Consider the following 18,652-nt stretch of genomic DNA (forward strand, 5'->3'; position numbering starts at 1 on the left):
CAGATGATATTTATGCAAAATATTAAAGCACCCATAAAAATATAAAATATATGAATATAAATAGCGATGCCATTGTTAGCATTATTCTCTCCAGATAGCACCGCGCGTTCGTAACCCCTTGTCGCAAGGTAGGTGGATCGCGGACAACGCACCTGCGCGAAACGGCGCCGTACGCAAGGGCTTTGGTTCTTCTCAACCCCGACCGGGGCACAGTTGACGTCGTATCGTGGGCGGCCACAGGGGCTGGCTAAAAAGAGCGCCATTGCCGGAAAAACATGATGCTGATAACAAGACGCTCATGTCGCTGTCGCCTCGCTTCAGGACAGTTCGCATTCTGCGGAGCGCCAGGCTATATCTAAGACACCTTTTCTCCCACAATGAGTAACCACGATGAGCAAGAAGATCCTGATGCTGGTCGGTGATTATGCCGAAGATTACGAAACGATGGTCCCTTTTCAGGCACTGCAAATGATTGGCCACCAGGTCGATGCCGTCTGCCCGGATAAAGCCGCCGGCGACTATGTCATGACCGCGATCCACGACTTTGATGGTGCCCAGACTTATAGCGAAAAGCCGGGCCATCGCTTCACGCTGAACGCTGACTTCGCCGCAGTAAAGGCCGAGAGCTACGATGCGCTGGTGATCCCCGGCGGCCGGGCGCCGGAGTATCTGCGCCTGAATGAGGAGGTTATTAAACTGGTACAGGCGTTCGACGCCGCGCGTAAACCTATCGCCGCCGTCTGCCATGGCCCGCAGCTGCTGGCCGCCGCCGGTATTCTCCAGGGCCGCACCTGCAGCGCTTATCCCGCCTGTGCCCCGGAAGTGCGCCTGAGCGGCGGACACTATGCCGAGATCGGTATCGACCAGGCATATGTGGACGGTAACCTGGTCACCGCTCCCGCCTGGCCGGCCCACCCGCAGTGGCTGGCGAAATTCGCCGCCCTGCTGGCGGAATAATCATACTGAGCCGGCGTTTTTGCTGAGCCACCCGCCGCCCTGAGGAGGATATGCCTCAGGGCGTTGTAAAGTAACGGACGGTAGTGCTGTTTTATGCAATCCCGACAGCGACGATGCACCACGATTTCTCGCTTATCTCCAGGGTCCGGTAAACAAGCCAGACCCTGAAAGGTTTATCGCTGCCCTGGCGGGCATCATCAATTCAGCAACGCGATCTGCTTTACCACTATTTCATTGATTTTATAGATTATTTCAGGAGTTACGCGTGCTTTGATATCGCGGTCAACAAATACCCGAATGCAATATTTGATGATTTGATATTGATTTAACTTATCACCACATTCAATTAACGGTTTTATTTCGTAGCGGTTCTTAAGATCTTTCACCAAAAGCTTAACTTCGGTTTTATCCAGGTCTTTAAAGGCGCAGTCGGAGACAATATCAACGGCAAATTCATGTGGTTTGAAATGAGGCTGTAATACAGAAGTCAATAACCCGGTGAGTTGACTCTTCCACGCCTTATTTTCCTTGTCAGCGATGTTAGCTTTATAAACAGAGTGCTTGGCCTCATAGACCTTCGACCATGGGTGTCGGTTAATAATGTCATCAAGTATTTTTTTATTAACCGCTTCGGTATTGCTGATATCTATCCATTCACCAAGCTTTTCATTCAAAAAATAATCATCACTGCATGCTAAATAAAAATCCTTCAGCACGTCAATGAAGCTTTCAACGCCAGGGTCAACAATACGGTCGCTAACATCGGTGATAATGACATTTTGTGGATCCTTGCTTTGCATAAGCTCGCATAACTTGCTCAACATCGTCGCAAAGGCGCGGTTTGTTTTATGGTAATACACCTGTGAGAAAAGGCTTGAGCGCGCCCCGATAAACTCAGCGATCGAGTCAATTCCACTCTCTTTGTAAGCGAGGTACAGTTTTCCCTCTTCCTCGACAGGCACAATAGACATAAACAAGCGATTGTAATCGTAGATGCCACATTTAACCCCGGAGAAATAGCCGTCTCTGAGCAAGTAATCCATCCGATCGGCATCGATCGGACAGGAAGAGATAATCGAGGTCATTAACGGCAGGATATCTGTTGCCTCTCCATTAATTTCCTCAATGATCTGTTGGTCACCGTATCTTTTTTCGATGATTTTTAGCACGTTTTCTATTTTTATTTCGTCATCGACCTTACCCTGTTTTCTCAGATCATCATAAATCATCAGGCTGAACAGCAGCGAGAGCTGTTCATGTTCAACTTTCTGATCTGGCTTGCTTAATACATCGATGACCGAATGGAAGGCTTTAGGGAGAACATCGGAGAATTCGTGCTTACTGGGCATAAAACTCTCAAACTGGTGGGATACAGGCCCATGCCCGATGTCATGCATCAGCGCAGCCAGTCTCAACTCCTGAATGTTGTGTTTTGGTATCTGATCGATATGACAAAACACATGGCCATCATCATATTTCTTTTGATAGCGTATCGCATTGAGACGTAAATTATTGAGTATTTCACTTGATAAATGCAGTACGCCAAGAGAGTGTTCGAAGCGGCTGTGCACCGCAGAGGGAAACACCTTATATAAAAAAGAGTTCTGTTTAATATTGCGTAAGCGCTGGAACAGGGGGTGATTGATAAATGCAATCTCGAGCATCGTCAAACGAATAGTGCCATGAATGGGATCAAGAATCTTGCTGGTCAATTCATTTTCAAAATCCATATCTTTAATCCTATCATAAGTGTATTAAATATATTTAGTATATTGGCTGTTTATTCAACAATAATCTTGCGCATTCAGGCAATAAGGTCAATCACTACTCTTTAATGAGCAACGCGGCAGATTTTATTTCCTTCTCTCTGCTCAGCGTTGCGCGATGCCGGCATCCTCTGCCACACCGATTGACTAAGGATGAAAACGGCAGCGGTTTTCTCCGCTCAGATGCGCATTCCCCCGGAGACTTCAATTCGCTGGGCATTCACCCAGCGATGATCCTCAGATAGCAGCGAGGCGATCATCGGCCCGATATCTTCTGGCAGGCCAGGCCGGCCCAGCGCTGTCATCGCGGCGACAGCCTGGGCGACCTGCGGGTTATCCCGCACCGCCCCGCCGCTGAAATCGGTGGCGATGGCGCCGGGCGCCACGCAGTTAACCGAGATCCCGCGACTGCCCAGCTCAAACGCCATATAGCGGGTCAGGGTTTCCACCGCGGATTTCATGATCGCATAGGGCGCCCGGTTCGCCATCACGATGCGGGTCAGTCCGGACGAGACATTCACTATTCGCCCGCCGTCTGCCAGCAGCGGCAATAGTTTTTGGCTGAGGAAAAAAACGCCCTTCACGTGGATACGATACAGCGCATCGAATTCCGCTTCCGTGGCGTTAAGAAAACCCATGCCGCTGGCGTTGCCGGCGTTATTGACCAGATAATCAAATTTACCGGCACCCAGCTCCGCCAGCGCGCCCTGAAAGGCGCTAACAAACGCGTCAAAGGTGTCGATGTCGCCGGCGCTGAAGGGCAGCGCGATCGCCCGGGCGCCCAGTGCTTCAACACGTTTAACCACCTCGCTCGCCTCGACAAGACGCGTTTTGTAGGTCAGTACTACATTTACGCCGCGCTGAGCCAGCGCTTCAACGGTCGCGCGCCCCAGGCCGCGGCTGCCGCCTGTCACCAGGGCAATTTTTGCGCTATTGTTCATGTTTCCCCCTTTTATCTCTGCTGAAAACATGAGCGATTATAGGCTTCTGCATGCCGACGATAAGACCGCGTTGCGCGACAGGATTGTTTTGCCAGCTGGAACAATGTCATGGATAGACTGGATACCCTGACCCTGTTCGTGCGCATCGTCGAACGTGGCTCATTCAGCGCCGCGGCCGCGGATCTGGGGGTTTCCCGGCCGGTGGCGACTGCGGCTATTAAGGCGCTGGAGGCAAGCCTCGGGGCCCGGCTGCTACAGCGCACTACCCGACACGTAACGCCGACGGCGGAGGGCTCGCTGTATTATCAGCGCTGCGTGTCCATTCTGTCTGCGCTTGAGGAGGCCAACCGCAGCGCCGGGGGGAGCATTTCCGGCACTATTCGGGTAGACGTGGCGGGTAACCTGGCGCGGACCCTGCTTCTGCCCGCGCTGCCGCAGTTTCTCGCCCGCTATCCTGACATTACCCTGCAGATCGGCGAAAGCGAGCGCGACGTCGATCTGGTTCGCGAAGGTGTCGACTGCGTCATTCGCGGTGGTCATCTTCCCGACAGCGAGATGATCTGCCGGTCACTCGCCAGGCTGCAGGAGATCACCTGCGCCAGCCCGGCCTACCTCGCCCGGTACGGTACGCCGAAAACGATCGACGGGCTGGCGGATCACCAGATGATTGGATTTGTGTCATCGCGTACGCACCGTACCTTGCCGCTGACCTTTACCCTGGATGGCCTTCAGACCGAGGTCAGTTTGCCCTGCCGGCTGCTGACCTCAGATGCCGACGTCGGCGCCGAAGCGGCAAGGCTTGGCTTTGGCCTGTACCAGGCGCCCTTGCCCCGTCTTATGGCCGATCTGGCGGCTGGCGCATTAGTTGAAATTCTCGCTGATTATCGCCCTGCGCCGCTGCCGCTGTCACTGCTCTATCCCAGCAGCCGGCAGCTCTCTGCCCGGGTACAGGTATTTATCGACTGGGTGACGGCGCTGATGAAGGCACCCCTGACACAGCAGGCATCCGGAAGGCTAAAATAATATTTGCTATTATTCGCGGCACGTGCGTTAATCGTTGTGTCGATTTACCAGACGAAAAGTTATTATCTGAGTACGAGTTCTCATCTCCAGGCGTTATCCCTGATACCACCTTCCTTTGAGCAGTCCCGTTAGTATTTTGCTTTTTCTGTAAACAGGCCCTGTCAGATCCCCTATCGGCTCACGAAATAAGCCGCCATCTGACCCAAAACCCGGCTTACCACTAACAAAAAATAGCCGCGTTAATTTTCCTGAAAACGACCATTGTCTTTTCAACAGAACATTACCCATACAAGGTTTATATTATGATCGAACATATCCATTTTAGATGCCCATGCTGCCATGGCTCCCAGTACCGAACCTCTCAGTTTGACGTGACGGAAAAAAACCCTTTCGGTGCAAAATGTATTTTTTGCAAATCGGCGATGATGACATTTGATGCTATCCGCCCTCGTCATCTGGGCGCGCAGTCCACTGCACAGGCACAACAATAAGTATGCGTGGGTAAAGTATGCCTGTTATCCGCCAGGCGGATGGTGTCTTTTTATCAACCGCCGTTTTTGTCGGTTGAATGATTAACAGCGGGACCAGGCAACGCTTTTATCAGGGTGGTAATATTCTTCCCTGCATTAATTTCAACGTCAAAACAGTCCACCGCACGCAGAATAAGCCGCAAGCCTCTACCGCTTTCCGCTAACGGATCGACATCAAAGTGCTCATCACTACGCGCCAGCGCCAGGCGCTCGGCGGGAAAGGTTTCCCCCGCGTCGGTAAAGCGCAACGTCACCCGTCGGTCCACGACCCTAAATTCCACACCAAAACGACGTTGCCCATCCTCATGCAGCGCATAGCGAATAATATTCGTCGCCGTTTCACAGGCGGCGAGATCGAGCGCGAAACGCCACTCCTCCCCGACAGGCAGCGGAGCCATTTGCTGGGCAAGCCACTCCGCCAGCGGTGAAAGCGAGGTGAGTTCGGCAGGAAACATCATGATGCTATTCACGGGCACATCACTGATTTAACTGCGCAAGCGCTGAAATGCGATCCTCGCAAATACGGAAAATACGATCCATACGGGTCAGCGTGAACATATTGCGGATGCCAGGGTTCAGCGCGCACAGTGTCATCTCACCTTTTCCGTTCATCATTTTCATCAGAGAAACCAGCGTTCCCAGACCACTACTGTCGATAAAATCAATTTTGCTGAAATCAACAATCAGATCGCCGGGCGCTTCGCCTATCTCCTGGACGATTGCCGCTTTAAAGGCCACTGCGACGGAAGCATCCAGCCGCCGCACAACCGGCGTCAGGATCGTGACCGAGGCCTGCCGTTCAGTATCAATTTTCATCACTGTCCCCTGTACGTTCAATAATCAAGAGTGACACATCATCAGCCATTGCCTGCGGTTCACGGCCATCACCATTGCGCCAACGAGTGAGATGCCCGGCAAATTCCGCCAGCAGCGTAGGTAGCGAAAGCCTCACGCCATCCTGCAGACAACCCTGCAGGCGCACGTCGCCAAACTGTTCGCCGCTCAGGTTTTCACATTCGGTAATACCGTCGCTGAAGAGGCACAGCCGCTCCCCCGGCGCCAGCGAGAAGCTGACATCTGCCCATGAGAGATTGTCTATCAGCCCCACCGGCGCGCCACCGCTGCCGACCCGCCGAACACTTCCATCCAGGCTAACAATAAAGGGGGTAGGATGACCGCCCTGACACAGTTTACCCGCGCCGGTCTTCATGTCGATGACGCCATAGATCAGGGTGAAATAGCTGACGATATCTGCCTCGTCGCTACAAAAACGACCATTCAGGATCTGCACCACCTCGGCTGGTGACGCCGGCTGGTTGTCTGCAGTAAAAAGAAAACGCTCAACCGCCCTGCCATGCAGAAACTGGCGGGCGACGGCAAGCGACATCATCGCCGCCCCTACGCCGTGCCCGGAGACATCCACGCAGTAAAACCCGAGATGATCCCCCAGTGGGAAAACATTAAAAATATCCCCCGATACCCAGGCCGACGGCAGGAATATCCAGTCGGAGAAAAAACCCTGATGGCACAGCTGATGGGCGGGGAGAACCGACTGTTGAATGCGCGCCGCCAGCTCCAAATCGTGCTCAATCTGCCGCAGCGCTTCGCTCAGCCGCGCATTGCGCGCGGCGAGGTCAGACTCCAGAGAGAGGATCCGCGCCCCGGCATGCAGCCGCGCCCGCAGTTCACTCTGCTCCACCGGCTTACTGAGAAAATCGTCGGCCCCGGCCTCAAACCCCAGCGTTAAATCGCCCGGATTTTCGCGGGCGGTGAGCAATATCAGATAAACGTAGTGGCCAAAGTGGCGGCGGCGAACTTCCCGGCACAGCGTCAGGCCATTCATCTCCGGCATTTCCCAGTCGCTAATCACCAGGCTGACGGACTGGTTCTCCAGGATCGCCAGTGCAGCGACGCCGTTTTCCGCCTCACTGACGATATAGCCCCACTGCGTCAACATTCGGCTCAACAGCCGACGATAAACCAGCGAATCTTCAACAATCAGGACGTGCTATGCCGACATTGCGCCTCCTAAATCGGCAGGAACCAAATCAGGCTGACCGTGCCTTCACGAAACTTGCCGCTGTACGTTATCAGTTTAGTCAGTAGCGGGTTGGCTTGCTCATCAGCAACGGGGTTGTCAACCAGGCTATACTCCAACCTGACGGCAACGCCAATCGACTGTAGCGACAAACCGGCGATAAATGGCTGGTCAGCAAAAGTATCGTGTGGCTGATGCTGGATAAAGACGGGTGAGCGGCGGCCCGCTTTACCGCAGAATGGCAACGAGGAAATCCTGTAAGGGGAAAACTCATGCATGGCCAGCGCGTGTCGCCTGCGGATCCTAGCCCGCCCGGCCGCTGCCGGGCGAACGGGTCATGAGGAACGCACCATGAAGTTTTATCGCGATCTTTTTGAAGCCAGTCTGAATCGCGTCGTACCGGAGCACGATAAAAAGCGCTTTTTTCAGGCCTTCTACAGCACCTTTATCCATATGTCGCCCGAGACGGAGCAGCACTTCTCACGACGCCCGGGCGAGGAAGGCCAGCAGATGATCTTTAAAAGCTTTTTCGCCATGCTGGCGGTCAACGGCGACCTCTTTGTACCCGATTTTCTGGAACGGCTGGCACGCGAGCAGAGCGAGGAAGGCCTGCGTCTGCCGCCGCGGTTTTTTGCGCTGTGGCGAGAAGCAATGCTCAAAACCGTCCGCGCCAGCGATCCACTGTGCGATGAAGAGATCCTCACTGCATGGGCAATGGCGATCGCCCCTGGTCTTGAGTATCTGCGCCGCCAGGCGGAGCTCCACTATCAGACCGCAGGTCAGTGATCATGCGCGCCGATAACCGTGTCGACCTCAACGTCCTGCCCTCAGCGGTGATGATCTACGATGATCGCGAACGACTGCAGGCCTGGAATGATAAGGTGACGCTGTTTTATCCAACGATCGCGCCCTGGCTCGCCGTCGGCGCTCCCCTGGAGAGCCTGGCGGAGAAGTTCATTGATGCCGGGTATAACATCGACCCTGGCCGGCAACAGACGCTACGCGAGACGATTATCCGCAACTGCCGCCAGGCGAACCATTGCGAAGTCAGGCAATCGGGAAAACGTCGGCTGTACGTCCAGCATCAGCGGCTGGGGGATGGTGGAATTGTCAGTCTGCATACCGACATCACCGAGCTTGACGACGCCCGACGCGCACGTCACCAGCTTCACGACGATTTTTTATTCACTGCGGAGTCGATCCAGATTGGTATCTGGGACTGGCAGGTCTCCCACGACAATCTCCAGGTGAATGACACCCTGCTGGCGATGGTCGGCCAGTCGCGGACACAGTGGCGCTATCCGCTGCGTTTTATGCTCAATCTGGTCCACGAGGACGATCGCACTACCCTGCAACAGGCGATGATCGCCTCGCAAAACGAGCATATGCCGGTTTTTGAATGTGAACTTCGCGTCCAGCACCCGACGCAGGGCTGGCGCTGGATGCTGCTCTCCGGGCAAATCGTCACCCTCAATATGCAGCAACAGGCAGAGCGAGTGATCGGGACGTTGCAGGATATTACCCGGCGCAAAGCCGCAGAGCTGCTGGCCATTGAGGCGGCGAAGGAGGCCCGCGAGGCAAACGAGGCCAAAAGCGCCTTCCTCGCCAATATGAGCCACGAAATCCGCACCCCGATGAACGGCATTCTCGGCATGACGCAGCTGTGCCTCGACACGCCGCTGACCGCGGAGCAACGGGAGTACCTTTCGCTGGTGATGAGCTCAGCCCAGTCGCTGCTGCACATTATTAACGACATTCTTGATTTCTCACGCATTGAGTCGGGCAAGATGCAGGTGGACGAAGAGCCGCTGGAGATCCGCCCCTTTATTCAGTCGCTGATCCGCCCGCATATGCCCGCCGCCAGCGAAAAGGGTATTGAGCTGCTGGTGGATATCTCCCCTGCGGTACCGGAGGTGCTGATCGTCGATGGCCCCCGGCTGCGGCAAATCCTGACTAACCTGTTGGGTAATGCGCTGAAGTTCACTCATCAGGGGGAGGTTCTGCTGGCGATAGCGCCGGCCGACGACGAAAGCCGCTGGCGCTTTCGCATTCGCGATACCGGGATCGGCATCGCCCCGGAGAAGCAAAAGGCGATCTTCGAAGCCTTCAGCCAGGCCGATAGCTCTACCACCCGCCGCTACGGCGGCACCGGGCTGGGGTTAACCATTTCAGCCCGCCTGGTCAGCCTGATGGGCGGCGAGCTGATGGTGGAGAGCCAGCCCGGGGCGGGCAGCGAATTTGCCTTCACCCTGCCGCTGGCAGGTCTGCACACCGCCTCCGCTAACGCCCCGCCGGGACGCTTCAACAATGAGCGGGTGCTGGTGGTTGACGACAACAGCACCAACCTGCGCCTGCTCGACACCATGCTTCGCCAGATGGGACTGATACCGACCTGCGTGGACAACGCCGGCGAGGCGTTACGCCGGGCCGCCGAAGGGCCGCCCTGGCCGCTGATCCTGCTCGACGCGCAGATGCCGGACATGGACGGCGTATCGCTGGCGCTGGAGCTGTCCGCTCTGCCCGAAGCACGGCAGAGCCAGATCATTATGCTCAGCTCCATGAGCCGTCATTTTGACGCCAATATGCTTAAGCGCATCGGTATCGCCCACTATCTGCATAAACCGGTGGCGCAGCGCGAACTGCATCAGGTTATCGCCGGTATTCTGGTCCCCACGCCAGTGGCGACAACAACGCCAGCCCCCGTTGCGGCGCCGGTCAGGGCCCAGGCCGGGCTGCATATCCTGCTGACCGAGGACAATCTGGTTAACCAGAAGGTCGCCAGACGGCTGCTGGAGCAGCTTGGTCACCGCTGCGAGGTAGTGAACAACGGCCGGGAGGCGCTGGAGCGCTGGCGCGCCGCCTGCTGGGATCTCCTGCTGATCGATCTGCAAATGCCGGAGATGGACGGTGAAACCGCCATCCGCCTGCTGCGCGAAGAGACGCTGGCGCGGGGCCGGGAGCACCAGCCCGCGATGGCCATGACCGCCCACGCCATGCAGGGCGATAGAGAGCGCTGTCTGGCGATGGGCTTCGACGGCTATATCGCCAAACCGGTGAGTCAGGAGGCGCTACGGGAAGCCATCGCCCTCGTCGGCGCAGCGGAAGATTGCGGTCTGGAGGAAGGGGAAGGCCTGCCGGACGAGGCCCACCTGCTAAAACAGTGCGCCGACGATCCTGAGCTGGTCGAGGAGCTGCTGGGACTCTTCGCTGAAGGGCTTGATGCTGCGGTCATCGCCCTCACCCACGCCATTGATGCTAATGACCGGGAGACGCTGCGCCGTACCGCCCACAAGCTGCGCGGCGAGGCGGTCACCCTCGGCTTTCAACGCCTTGCCGGGGTGCTCCAGCAGCTGGAGAGCCAGGCGACGTCGCCCGACCAAACCGTGTCTGACGCTCTGCGCGACGCGCTGGCTGAGGCGATCACAGGCTGCCACTTGTGGCTGCGGCGCAGAGCGCAGGCGGCTTCACGCTAAGCTCCTCTCAGTCGTGGATTTTCACCCCCAGACAGCTGCGAACAAATTCAGGGTTAAAGTGTTTCACCGCTTCGCCAACGTAACCTAAATCCAGGGCGCCGATCTGCGCCATTTCGCTCGTGGTGAGCGAGAAATCCCAGATGGCAAAGTTCTCTTCAATACGCTCCTGGCGGGTGGATTTAGGGATCACCGTGACGCCACGCTGCACGTTCCAGCGCAGGATAACCTGCGCAATGGTTTTTTGATGGGCATCGGCAATCCCCTGCAGCATCGCCTCTTGATACGGATTATGTCTGCCACCGCCTAACGGCGCCCACGCTTCCGGCTGAACGTGATAATGCTTCATGGTTTCCAGCGCCGCAGGCTGCGCGAAATAAGGATGCAGTTCAACCTGGTTCACCATCGGCCTGATTCTGACGGTTTCGCAGAAGTTAGCTAACACATGGGGGTAGAAATTGGAGACACCGATCGCTTTCAGGGTACCGACCTCATAAACCTCCTCCAGCGCGCGCCAGGCGCTGAAATAATCCCCCATCGCCTGATGTAATAGATAAAGATCGAAGTATTCCAGGCCCGATTTTTTTAATGACGCCGCAATACCGGCTGCCGCTAACTCGCCGCTGGCCATATCCTGAACCCAGAGTTTAGAGGTAATAAAAAGCTCCTCGCGGGTACACAGACCTTGTGCAATAGCTTCACGGACGGCGTCACCGACGGCGTCTTCATTGTCATAGACGGCGGCAGTATCGATGAGGCGATAACCGGTGCGAATGGCGTTCAACACCGCCTGCTTACACTCCGCTTTATCGGTCACTTTGAAAACGCCAAAACCCAACATCGGCATTTTGCGAGCATTACTTAATACTGAATAGTCCACGGTGAAGCCCTCATCATGTAAAAAAGCAATGGTAAGCCAAAAACGCCGTCACGATTAGACGGTCAATCCTGATTTGACCTATGCATCCAGTTCATTAATCGCGTTGCGCTGAGATGACCTGTGTTTGACAGAGAGCAGGACGCTCCCTCCCGCGGCACCCAGCAGTAACAAACCGCTCAGTGCAAAAGTGCTGTGCCATCCCAGACGATCAAACGCCAGGCCGCCTGCCGTTGACCCGAGGGCTATCGATAGCTGGATCACGGCGACCATCAGCCCGCCGCCCGCCTCCGCATCCTCGGGCAGCGTCCGCGCAATCCATGTCCACCAGCCGGTGGGCGCCGCCGTCGCCAGCAGCCCCCACAGGCTTAACAGTACGGCGACCGATCCCGTGTGGTGTCCGGCCAACAGAAGCGTTCCGGCAATTGCGGCCATCAACAAAGGGATAGCCACCAGCGTCGGATAAAATCGGGCATTCAGAACGGTCGTAATAAGCAGCGTGCCGACAAAACCGGCGATACCCATTGCCAGCAATATCAGGGACAGACCAGAAGGACTGACTTGGGTCACCGTCTCCAGAAACGGTCGCACATAGGTAAATAAGGTAAACTGTCCCATAAAGAACAGTCCGCAGGCCAGCAATCCCAGGGATAGCGTAGAAAGACGGAACAGACGCAGCACCGATCCCTGCCGCTGTGGTGCGCGCGGACTTTTCATCGACGGCAGGCTAATGCATTGCCAGACGAAGGCCAGCACCGCCAGCGGGACAAGACATATAAAGGCGCCGCGCCAGCCGACGGTGGCCCCCAGGTAGCTGCCCAGCGGCGCTGCCACAACGGTGGCCAGCGCGTTGCCGCCGTTAAAGATGGCCAGTGCGCGGGGGACCTGGCGTTGCGGCACCAGCCGAATGGCCGTTGCCGCCGACATCGACCAGAAGCCGCCGATGACGATCCCGATGAGCGCTCTGCCCAGCATATAAAACGGGAAACTGGACGCCAGGGCAATAATCACCCCAGAGGCTGCCATCAACGCCGTGAGCCCCAGCAGCAGCCATTTACGGTCCAGCGATCCGGTAAGACGGGATATCGTCAGGCTGGTCAGTACCGCCAGCGCGCCAGAAAGCGCAATGCCCTGACCGGCTAATCCCTCGGTAATGTGTAAATCACCCGCGATGGGTGTCAACAGACTGACCGGCATAAATTCTGAGGCAATGAGCACAAATACGCAGAGCGTCATCGCCAGGACGCCGCTCCAGTGTGCCCGGGTGTGACCTAATGCAGACATTATTTCTCTCCGACAAGACAAAGCCGCCCGCAGGCGCGTGGCGGCTTTGGGGATGTCTCCGGCACAGGAGATCTATTTCAGGTTGGTTTTGAAAAATTGCGCGAACGTCGCAAAGGGAATTTTGCCCGCGACGTTGTCATAGAGATCGACGTGGTTTGCGCCTGGGACAATCACCAGCGCTTTCTCTTTACTGCCGATGGCCTTAAAGGCATCTTCGGCAAAATAGCGTGAATGGGCTTTTTCGCCGGTCACGATAAGCGTCGGAATAGTCACTTCGCTGGCGTAACTCAGCAGCGGCATATTCATAAACGACAGCGGCATCGTTGCATTCCAGGCCCCGGTTGAATTAACCGAACGCGGATGGAAACCACGCGGCATACGGTAATAATCGAAGAACTCTTTCAGGACCGGGTTGGGGTTGGCGGGCAAGGTTTCCGGCAAAATACGATCGGCAGCGCTGACGTTGCCCTTATCATCAACATAAATGTCATGCCCACCGGGGGCGAAGGTGCCGTTTGCCGCATCTTTCCAGCGCTGCACGTTCAGATAGCGCAGTACGGCGCGACGATCGGCAGTGGTATAGCGGTCTTTGCCATCGCCCACCCCATGCCCCATCGCGCGGCTCATGTCATACATTACGCTGGTCGCCACCGCTTTGACGCGTGTATCCATCGCCGCGTCGTTTAGGGCCATACCGCCCCAACCACAAATGCCGAGCAAACCGATACGGTTGCGATCCACCTCTTTTTGCAGGCCCAGAAAGTCCACCGCGGCACTAAAATCCTCGGTATTGATATCCGGTGAGGCCACGTTGCGTGGGTAGCCACCGCTTTCGCCCGTATACGATGGGTCAAACGCCAGGGTGACAAAACCTTGTTCGGCCAGCATCTGGGCATACAGGCCGCTGGACTGCTCTTTTACCGCGCCGAAGGGACCGCTCACGGCAATGGCTGCCAGTTTGCGTTCACCGCGATCCTTCGGCAGGTAGAGATCGCCAACTAAGGTTATCCCGTAGCGGTTCTGGAAGGTCACCTTACGGTGATCCACTTTCGAACTCTCAGCAAAAGTTTTGTCCCATTTTTCAATCATTGAAACAGGCGCATTCGGGTTAGTTGTCTCAGCAGAGCTCATCGTTGTGACTCCAGTTAATGAGGCGCAAAGCAGCATGGCGGGTATCGCGGCTGTCAGTTTTTTGGTGAAAACCGTCATCAAAATTCCCCTAAATAAACGTGATCAATGCAAGTCTTCAGTAGACAACGCTGCTGTGCTTTGTTGTCGTGCGCTTAGTGTAGCCAGCAGTAATGGTTCTGATTAGAGGCTGAAAAGTGCTAAAATTAATACCATATTGTTCTAAATGGCATCTGGGTGACGAGGCAGGAGAATGGCGAAACGGGAAAACTATAATGACCTCTATCTGTTTATGCAGGTGGTGCGGGAAGGCAGTTTTACCGCCGCAGCGCAACGACTTGGCCTGGCGCAGTCCGGTGTAAGCCGTGCGGTTCGTGAACTTGAAGAGCGGCTGGGCGTTCAGCTTCTGGTGCGCACCACCCGCCGATTGTCGCTCACTCAGGCGGGTGAGCAGCTCTATCACAATGTCGAATCCGGTTTCGACGCCTTAGATATGGGACTCGCCACGCTGGCCCACTATCGTCAAACGCCCTCCGGTACGGTACGCATCAATGCCAGCCAGCATGCCATTGATAAAGTCCTGCTGCCGAAGCTGGCAGTATTTAAACAACGCTATCCCGATATCAGACTGGAACTGATCAGCGAAAGCCGGTTTGTCGATATTATTGCGCAGCGATTTGATGCGGGCGTACGTCTGGGCCCGGAAGTCGGAAGCGGCATGATTGCGGTACGCATTTCGCCCGATATGGAGATGGCGGTGGTGGGTACCCCGGAACATTTTCGACGCTACGGCTTTCCACAAACGCCCGCCGATTTAGTCGCCCACCCCTGCATCGCTTATCAGTTCGGCGACGGCAGCCTTTACGCCTGGGAACTTAATGTGGATGGCAAAAAAATTACCCACCCGCCTCAGGGACAGTGGGCTTTCGCCGATAGCTACATGGAAGCCAAAGCGGCGAGGCTCGGTCTGGGGCTGGCCTATGTCCCGGAAGAACTGATTACCGACGATCTCGCCCAGGGCACGCTTATCCGGGTGCTCCAGCGTTATAGCCAGCGTCTGGAAGGTTCATTTCTCTATTACCCGCACCGCAATGTGTCGCCCGCGCTGAGAGCGGTCATTGATACATTGCGAATGTAGCTGAGGTTGCCTGCAGGCAGCAGGCAACCGGTAGCGGCCGGTGACAGCTTCTGTACTCGGACCTGTCATTTAATTCCGATCGATGCAAACAGTAATGCCAGACGGAAATGAATTTATATAAATATTAATTTTGTGAGTTATGTACTTCATTATAAAGTTTAGAAGCAGCACCTCTGCGTAACAAGCTAAAAAAGCAAATAATCGTAAAGATGAAGGGGTAAATAGCCAAAACCCATGCCAGTTTTTGATTTTTAATAATATTATTTATAGTATCACTCAACGAACCACTTGAAAAGTTCTCACAAATCCTGTCAACCGAGCGCACACTTATCCCCGCTTTTTCTGAGAAAACCGTTTTATCGAAATCTTCACTTTCACACTGTTTTTTATCGAGCTTCCACTCAGTCCAGTTCAGGGGAAGGTAATTATTGGTCCAGATCGAACTCTCAGCAATATGATCATTAATCCAAACCCATGACTTGTCATCGCCTAATCGTACTAATGCGGATGGCTTCAATGCCAGCAACATAAAATTTGATAATAGCAGCATAGTTAACACACAAGAGACAAATACACCAACGTTAGCGATAAATAATGGTTTTATTGCCTTAAGCGTTGATATTTCAAACCATCCTTTCGCGGCTGTGACATGACGAATATCTATATTTTTCTTTTTCGTCCAGTTAATCAGTGACTTGATCTCTTCTTTATTTCTTGCGCCGACATTAAATAAAACATTAAAACGTTCAACATCATTTCTCTCATTGAAATATGCATTTATTTTACCGTCGTGAAACGTTTTCCCTCCCAGGCAGAACTCCCATAGCCGGTTCAATAAAGAATATGCGGATCCTGCCCGTTTCCAGATAAACACTCCTAATAAACCAAAAGTAACAAAAATTAACGCGCTATTTATCAGTCCATCAAAATTCCATATCGAAGAAATTAAACTTTCCATCTAGCCCCTCTTAATCATCCCGCTAATCGTATGCTCAGCAATCACACCACAGCATCATTAAAAAATAAATATTTTTTAACTGCAACTTTTCTTATCCAGCGCACAAGGTCATTGCCGATATCTTCTTATACGCAGGCCACAACTATACGTCACGCTCTTCTGCTACTTGAGCCTTACATTCCACCTCAGTGCTGCTACGCTATCTCTGAGAAAATGGCGAAGGAGATATAATGAAAGTCCTCAATATCCTGATCCGTCGATGCGTGCTGATTGCCCGCTTTGAAGATACCGTTTCGTTCTACGAAAATCTCATCGCGCAGAAGGCAAGGTTGCGTTTCGACTATCCCGAATACGATCTCAAACTGGCGCAGGTGGGTTCCGTGCTTTTAATTGGCGGAACCGAGCAAAGCCTGGCGCCGTTTCGCGCCACCGAGGCCACTTTCCTGGTAAACGACATTACCGCCTGGGAGAAACATCTGCCTTCCACCGGGGCAACGATTATCAACCCGGTGAAGGCCGTGCCAACCGGCTGGAACATGCTGGTTCGGCATCCGGATGGCATGGTTGCCGAATACGTTGAGCATCATGATAAAAACCCGGCGGATGAGATCTTCTGATGCTTCGCGACCAGATGGTAGAACCTGGCATCAGTCGGCCATACTGCCAGAAAAGTCATGCTTTCTGCTGTATCGGGAGAAGGAGAGCAGGAGAAACTGGCGCTGCAAGCCGCGCCAGCGCGGAGTTCAGCGATGGTTGCCTGACATCTTCAGGCAACCACGACCGGTTAGTGCTTCACGATATACATGGTACGGCTGTAGGCCACATCTTCCGGGTTGGTGATCGGGTAGCCTTTCAGCCACGGCTTAATCAGCCGGCCGTTAGTGTACTGGTAGATCGGCGCGATCGGCGCTTTGACCATAATGATCTTCTCCGCCGCGTTGTAATCGTCGTTACGCGCTTTGGCCGAATTCTCCACCGCCGCCTGGGCGAGGATTTTATCGTACGCCGGATCGTTAAAGCGCGAGATATTTCCGCTGTGGGTGGAGGTCAGTAGCGACAGGAAGGTGGACGGCTCGTTGTAATCCCCGACCCACGAGGCGCGGATCACGTCGAAATTGCCGGTATTGCGGCTGTCGATATAGGTTTTCCACTCCTGGTTCTGCAGTTTCACTTCCACGCCGAGGTTCTTTTTCCACATCGACGCCACCGCGATGGCTATCTTCTGGTGGTTCTCCGAGGTGTTATACAGCAGCGTCAGCTTCAGCGGACGATTCGGGCCATAGCCGGCGGCAGCCAGCAGGGCTTTCGCCTGGGCATTAAGCTCGGCCTGACTCATGCTCTCAAACTGCGACGGCTGTGGGGTGAAGCCGGCCGTCACGTCCGGGGTGAAGCGCCAGGCCGGTTTTTCTCCGGTCCCCAGCACCTTCTCCGCCATCACCCGGCGATCGATGGTCATACTTAGCGCCAGTCGCACCCGCTCGTCCGCTGTCGGCCCCTTTTGGGTATTAAAGGCGTAGTAGTAGGTACCCAGCTGCGGCGGGGTATACACCTGCCCCGGAATATCCTTCAATAGCTTCTGATACATATTCTTTGGGAAAGATTCGGTGATATCGATATCGCCAGCGAGATAGCGCTTGGTGGCAGCAGACTCCTGGTTGATCGGCACAAAGGTGACCTGCTGGATCACCGTTTTGGCGTTATCCCAGTACTGTGTGTTCGGCACCAGCACCAGTTTTTCATTGACCACGCGGTCTTTCAGAATATAGGCGCCGTTGCCCACCAGGCTGCCGGGCCGCGTCCAGTTCGCGCCGCTGTCGACATTCGCTTTTTGCACCGGGTAAAAGGCAAAGCTGGCGGTCAGATTACTAAACCACGGCAGTGGTTTATCCAGCTGCACCCGCAGGGTGTGGGCATCGACGGCGGTGACCCCCAGGGTCTCCGGCGCGGCTTTACCGTCGATAATGTTCTGTGCGTTAGCGATCCCCGCGAGGGCCGCAAACCAGGCGAACGGCGAGGTGGTTTTCGGATCCACCAGACGCTGCCAGCTATAGACGAAATCTTCGGCGGTAACCGGCGTGCCGTCGGACCAGCGGGCGTTATCACGCAGGGTGAAGGTCCAGACGCGGTTATCGTTGCTCTGCCAGCGGGTCGCCACGCCCGGAACCAGGTTGCCTTTCGCATCCTGATTAACTAAACCTTCAAACAGATCGCGGATCACCTGGATTTCCGGCAGGCCCACCGCTTTGGCGGGATCTAACGAGGCGGGTTCATCTTTGATATGGCGTACTAACAGCTGTTTTTCCGCCAGTACCGTGCCCGGCGGTACATCCGCCGCCCAGGCCAAAGAAGATACGCTGGCTAACCACAGCGCGCCGCATGTCAAAGCGACAGGATACTTCATAAGATCCCCTTTAAAATGAAAAAAATACCGCCAACAGAGCGATAATTATTTGTTTCATCACCTGAAATTGCAAACGACATATGATAGAAAATTGATGTGTCGTCGGATTTCACGCCTCAGGGAATGGGTTTGATCCCGACA

The 18,652-nt window shown here is 54.9% G+C and carries 19 protein-coding genes; 7 read left to right on the top strand and 12 right to left on the bottom strand.

Annotated features, from left to right (window positions below; all coding sequences use genetic code 11):
• Positions 1-390: 390 nt before the first annotated feature.
• Positions 391-957 carry a DJ-1/PfpI family protein gene (locus tag ACKLKD_RS04870; RefSeq protein ID WP_080897185.1) on the top strand — a complete coding sequence of 189 codons (567 nt, stop codon included), beginning with the start codon at positions 391-393 and terminating at the stop codon, positions 955-957.
• A gap of 197 nt (positions 958-1,154) precedes the next feature.
• On the opposite strand, the gene ACKLKD_RS04875 is transcribed toward ACKLKD_RS04870, so the two are convergent.
• Complete coding sequence (locus ACKLKD_RS04875; RefSeq protein WP_087805973.1) at positions 1,155-2,687, bottom strand: HD domain-containing protein; 1,533 nt, start codon at positions 2,685-2,687, stop codon at positions 1,155-1,157.
• Positions 2,688-2,902: 215 nt separating this feature from the next.
• The gene (locus ACKLKD_RS04880) at positions 2,903-3,664 is read right to left on the bottom strand and encodes an SDR family NAD(P)-dependent oxidoreductase (RefSeq protein ID WP_087805975.1); all 762 of its coding nucleotides are present in this window, start codon (positions 3,662-3,664) and stop codon (positions 2,903-2,905) included.
• Between the two features lie 108 nt (positions 3,665-3,772).
• Here ACKLKD_RS04880 and ACKLKD_RS04885 point away from each other — a divergent pair, with 108 nt between their 5' ends.
• Both ACKLKD_RS04885 and ACKLKD_RS04890 read left to right on the top strand, forming a co-directional pair.
• Complete coding sequence (locus ACKLKD_RS04885; RefSeq protein ID WP_087805977.1) at positions 3,773-4,687, top strand: LysR family transcriptional regulator; 915 nt, start codon at positions 3,773-3,775, stop codon at positions 4,685-4,687.
• A gap of 302 nt (positions 4,688-4,989) precedes the next feature.
• Complete coding sequence (locus tag ACKLKD_RS04890) at positions 4,990-5,178, top strand: hypothetical protein (RefSeq protein WP_008805199.1); 189 nt, start codon at positions 4,990-4,992, stop codon at positions 5,176-5,178.
• A gap of 53 nt (positions 5,179-5,231) precedes the next feature.
• Here ACKLKD_RS04890 and ACKLKD_RS04895 read toward each other — a convergent pair whose 3' ends face one another.
• From ACKLKD_RS04895 to ACKLKD_RS04910, 4 genes are read right to left on the bottom strand one after another with little or no spacing between them, the layout of a single operon-like run.
• The gene (locus tag ACKLKD_RS04895; RefSeq protein ID WP_025714189.1) at positions 5,232-5,675 is read right to left on the bottom strand and encodes an ATP-binding protein; all 444 of its coding nucleotides are present in this window, start codon (positions 5,673-5,675) and stop codon (positions 5,232-5,234) included.
• Between the two features lie 19 nt (positions 5,676-5,694).
• Positions 5,695-6,033 (bottom strand): STAS domain-containing protein, encoded by a 339-nt coding sequence (locus ACKLKD_RS04900; RefSeq protein ID WP_025714188.1) that lies wholly within the window; start codon positions 6,031-6,033, stop codon positions 5,695-5,697.
• Positions 6,023-7,219 carry a PP2C family protein-serine/threonine phosphatase gene (locus ACKLKD_RS04905; protein WP_227686748.1) on the bottom strand — a complete coding sequence of 399 codons (1,197 nt, stop codon included), beginning with the start codon at positions 7,217-7,219 and terminating at the stop codon, positions 6,023-6,025. Before ACKLKD_RS04905 ends, ACKLKD_RS04900 begins: the two co-directional genes overlap by 11 nt.
• A 26-nt stretch (positions 7,220-7,245) precedes the next feature.
• The gene (locus ACKLKD_RS04910; RefSeq protein ID WP_080897190.1) at positions 7,246-7,500 is read right to left on the bottom strand and encodes a hypothetical protein; all 255 of its coding nucleotides are present in this window, start codon (positions 7,498-7,500) and stop codon (positions 7,246-7,248) included.
• A gap of 106 nt (positions 7,501-7,606) precedes the next feature.
• On the opposite strand from ACKLKD_RS04910, the gene ACKLKD_RS04915 reads away from it, so the two are divergent.
• The gene (locus tag ACKLKD_RS04915; protein WP_025714185.1) at positions 7,607-8,041 is read left to right on the top strand and encodes a globin; all 435 of its coding nucleotides are present in this window, start codon (positions 7,607-7,609) and stop codon (positions 8,039-8,041) included.
• Between the two features lie 2 nt (positions 8,042-8,043).
• Positions 8,044-10,728, top strand: coding sequence for a hybrid sensor histidine kinase/response regulator (locus tag ACKLKD_RS04920; RefSeq protein ID WP_087805979.1), 2,685 nt, complete (start codon positions 8,044-8,046; stop codon positions 10,726-10,728).
• A gap of 7 nt (positions 10,729-10,735) precedes the next feature.
• Here the strand turns inward: ACKLKD_RS04920 and ACKLKD_RS04925 are convergent, their stop codons facing one another.
• The 3 genes from ACKLKD_RS04925 to ACKLKD_RS04935 form a co-directional block, all read right to left on the bottom strand.
• Positions 10,736-11,605 (bottom strand): aldo/keto reductase, encoded by an 870-nt coding sequence (locus ACKLKD_RS04925; protein ID WP_087805981.1) that lies wholly within the window; start codon positions 11,603-11,605, stop codon positions 10,736-10,738.
• Between the two features lie 78 nt (positions 11,606-11,683).
• Entirely contained in the window at positions 11,684-12,886 is a 1,203-nt protein-coding gene (locus tag ACKLKD_RS04930; protein WP_042929794.1) for an MFS transporter, read from the bottom strand.
• A 72-nt stretch (positions 12,887-12,958) separates the two neighbouring features.
• The gene (locus ACKLKD_RS04935) at positions 12,959-14,095 is read right to left on the bottom strand and encodes an alpha/beta hydrolase (RefSeq protein ID WP_025714180.1); all 1,137 of its coding nucleotides are present in this window, start codon (positions 14,093-14,095) and stop codon (positions 12,959-12,961) included.
• Between the two features lie 172 nt (positions 14,096-14,267).
• On the opposite strand from ACKLKD_RS04935, the gene ACKLKD_RS04940 reads away from it, so the two are divergent.
• Positions 14,268-15,152 carry a LysR family transcriptional regulator gene (locus ACKLKD_RS04940; protein WP_004152138.1) on the top strand — a complete coding sequence of 295 codons (885 nt, stop codon included), beginning with the start codon at positions 14,268-14,270 and terminating at the stop codon, positions 15,150-15,152.
• Between the two features lie 124 nt (positions 15,153-15,276).
• Here the strand turns inward: ACKLKD_RS04940 and ACKLKD_RS04945 are convergent, their stop codons facing one another.
• On the bottom strand, positions 15,277-16,110 hold the full coding sequence (locus ACKLKD_RS04945) for a DUF6216 family protein (protein ID WP_004176445.1): 834 nt from the start codon (positions 16,108-16,110) through the stop codon (positions 15,277-15,279).
• Between the two features lie 230 nt (positions 16,111-16,340).
• On the opposite strand from ACKLKD_RS04945, the gene ACKLKD_RS04950 reads away from it, so the two are divergent.
• Positions 16,341-16,727, top strand: a complete 387-nt coding sequence (locus tag ACKLKD_RS04950; RefSeq protein ID WP_004179496.1) for a VOC family protein — start codon at positions 16,341-16,343, stop codon at positions 16,725-16,727.
• A gap of 167 nt (positions 16,728-16,894) precedes the next feature.
• Here the strand turns inward: ACKLKD_RS04950 and ACKLKD_RS04955 are convergent, their stop codons facing one another.
• Together ACKLKD_RS04955 and ACKLKD_RS04960 are read right to left on the bottom strand one after the other, a co-directional pair.
• The gene (locus ACKLKD_RS04955; protein WP_025714179.1) at positions 16,895-18,511 is read right to left on the bottom strand and encodes a peptide ABC transporter substrate-binding protein; all 1,617 of its coding nucleotides are present in this window, start codon (positions 18,509-18,511) and stop codon (positions 16,895-16,897) included.
• Complete coding sequence (locus ACKLKD_RS04960) at positions 18,508-18,624, bottom strand: hypothetical protein (RefSeq protein WP_012542015.1); 117 nt, start codon at positions 18,622-18,624, stop codon at positions 18,508-18,510. Before ACKLKD_RS04960 ends, ACKLKD_RS04955 begins: the two co-directional genes overlap by 4 nt.
• Positions 18,625-18,652 lie beyond the last annotated feature (28 nt).

Source organism: Klebsiella sp. 10982 (assembly GCF_048589245.1).
Classification (GTDB): Bacteria; Pseudomonadota; Gammaproteobacteria; order Enterobacterales; family Enterobacteriaceae; genus Klebsiella; species Klebsiella quasivariicola.

What these genes read in the sequence shown, in the direction of transcription:
- ACKLKD_RS04915 (WP_025714185.1), top strand. Translation starts at nt 7,607, where the DNA reads ATGAAGTTTTATCGCGATCTTTTTGAAGCCAGTCTGAATCGCGTCGTA.
- ACKLKD_RS04890 (WP_008805199.1), top strand. Translation starts at nt 4,990, where the DNA reads ATGATCGAACATATCCATTTTAGATGCCCATGCTGCCATGGCTCCCAG.
- ACKLKD_RS04885 (WP_087805977.1), top strand. Translation starts at nt 3,773, where the DNA reads ATGGATAGACTGGATACCCTGACCCTGTTCGTGCGCATCGTCGAACGT.
- ACKLKD_RS04870 (WP_080897185.1), top strand. Translation starts at nt 391, where the DNA reads ATGAGCAAGAAGATCCTGATGCTGGTCGGTGATTATGCCGAAGATTAC.
- ACKLKD_RS04920 (WP_087805979.1), top strand. Translation starts at nt 8,044, where the DNA reads ATGCGCGCCGATAACCGTGTCGACCTCAACGTCCTGCCCTCAGCGGTG.
- ACKLKD_RS04880 (WP_087805975.1), bottom strand. Translation starts at nt 3,664, where the DNA reads ATGAACAATAGCGCAAAAATTGCCCTGGTGACAGGCGGCAGCCGCGGC.
- ACKLKD_RS04955 (WP_025714179.1), bottom strand. Translation starts at nt 18,511, where the DNA reads ATGAAGTATCCTGTCGCTTTGACATGCGGCGCGCTGTGGTTAGCCAGC.
- ACKLKD_RS04945 (WP_004176445.1), bottom strand. Translation starts at nt 16,110, where the DNA reads ATGGAAAGTTTAATTTCTTCGATATGGAATTTTGATGGACTGATAAAT.
- ACKLKD_RS04900 (WP_025714188.1), bottom strand. Translation starts at nt 6,033, where the DNA reads ATGAAAATTGATACTGAACGGCAGGCCTCGGTCACGATCCTGACGCCG.
- ACKLKD_RS04895 (WP_025714189.1), bottom strand. Translation starts at nt 5,675, where the DNA reads ATGATGTTTCCTGCCGAACTCACCTCGCTTTCACCGCTGGCGGAGTGG.
- ACKLKD_RS04935 (WP_025714180.1), bottom strand. Translation starts at nt 14,095, where the DNA reads ATGACGGTTTTCACCAAAAAACTGACAGCCGCGATACCCGCCATGCTG.
- ACKLKD_RS04940 (WP_004152138.1), top strand. Translation starts at nt 14,268, where the DNA reads ATGGCGAAACGGGAAAACTATAATGACCTCTATCTGTTTATGCAGGTG.
- ACKLKD_RS04930 (WP_042929794.1), bottom strand. Translation starts at nt 12,886, where the DNA reads ATGTCTGCATTAGGTCACACCCGGGCACACTGGAGCGGCGTCCTGGCG.
- ACKLKD_RS04875 (WP_087805973.1), bottom strand. Translation starts at nt 2,687, where the DNA reads ATGGATTTTGAAAATGAATTGACCAGCAAGATTCTTGATCCCATTCAT.
- ACKLKD_RS04950 (WP_004179496.1), top strand. Translation starts at nt 16,341, where the DNA reads ATGAAAGTCCTCAATATCCTGATCCGTCGATGCGTGCTGATTGCCCGC.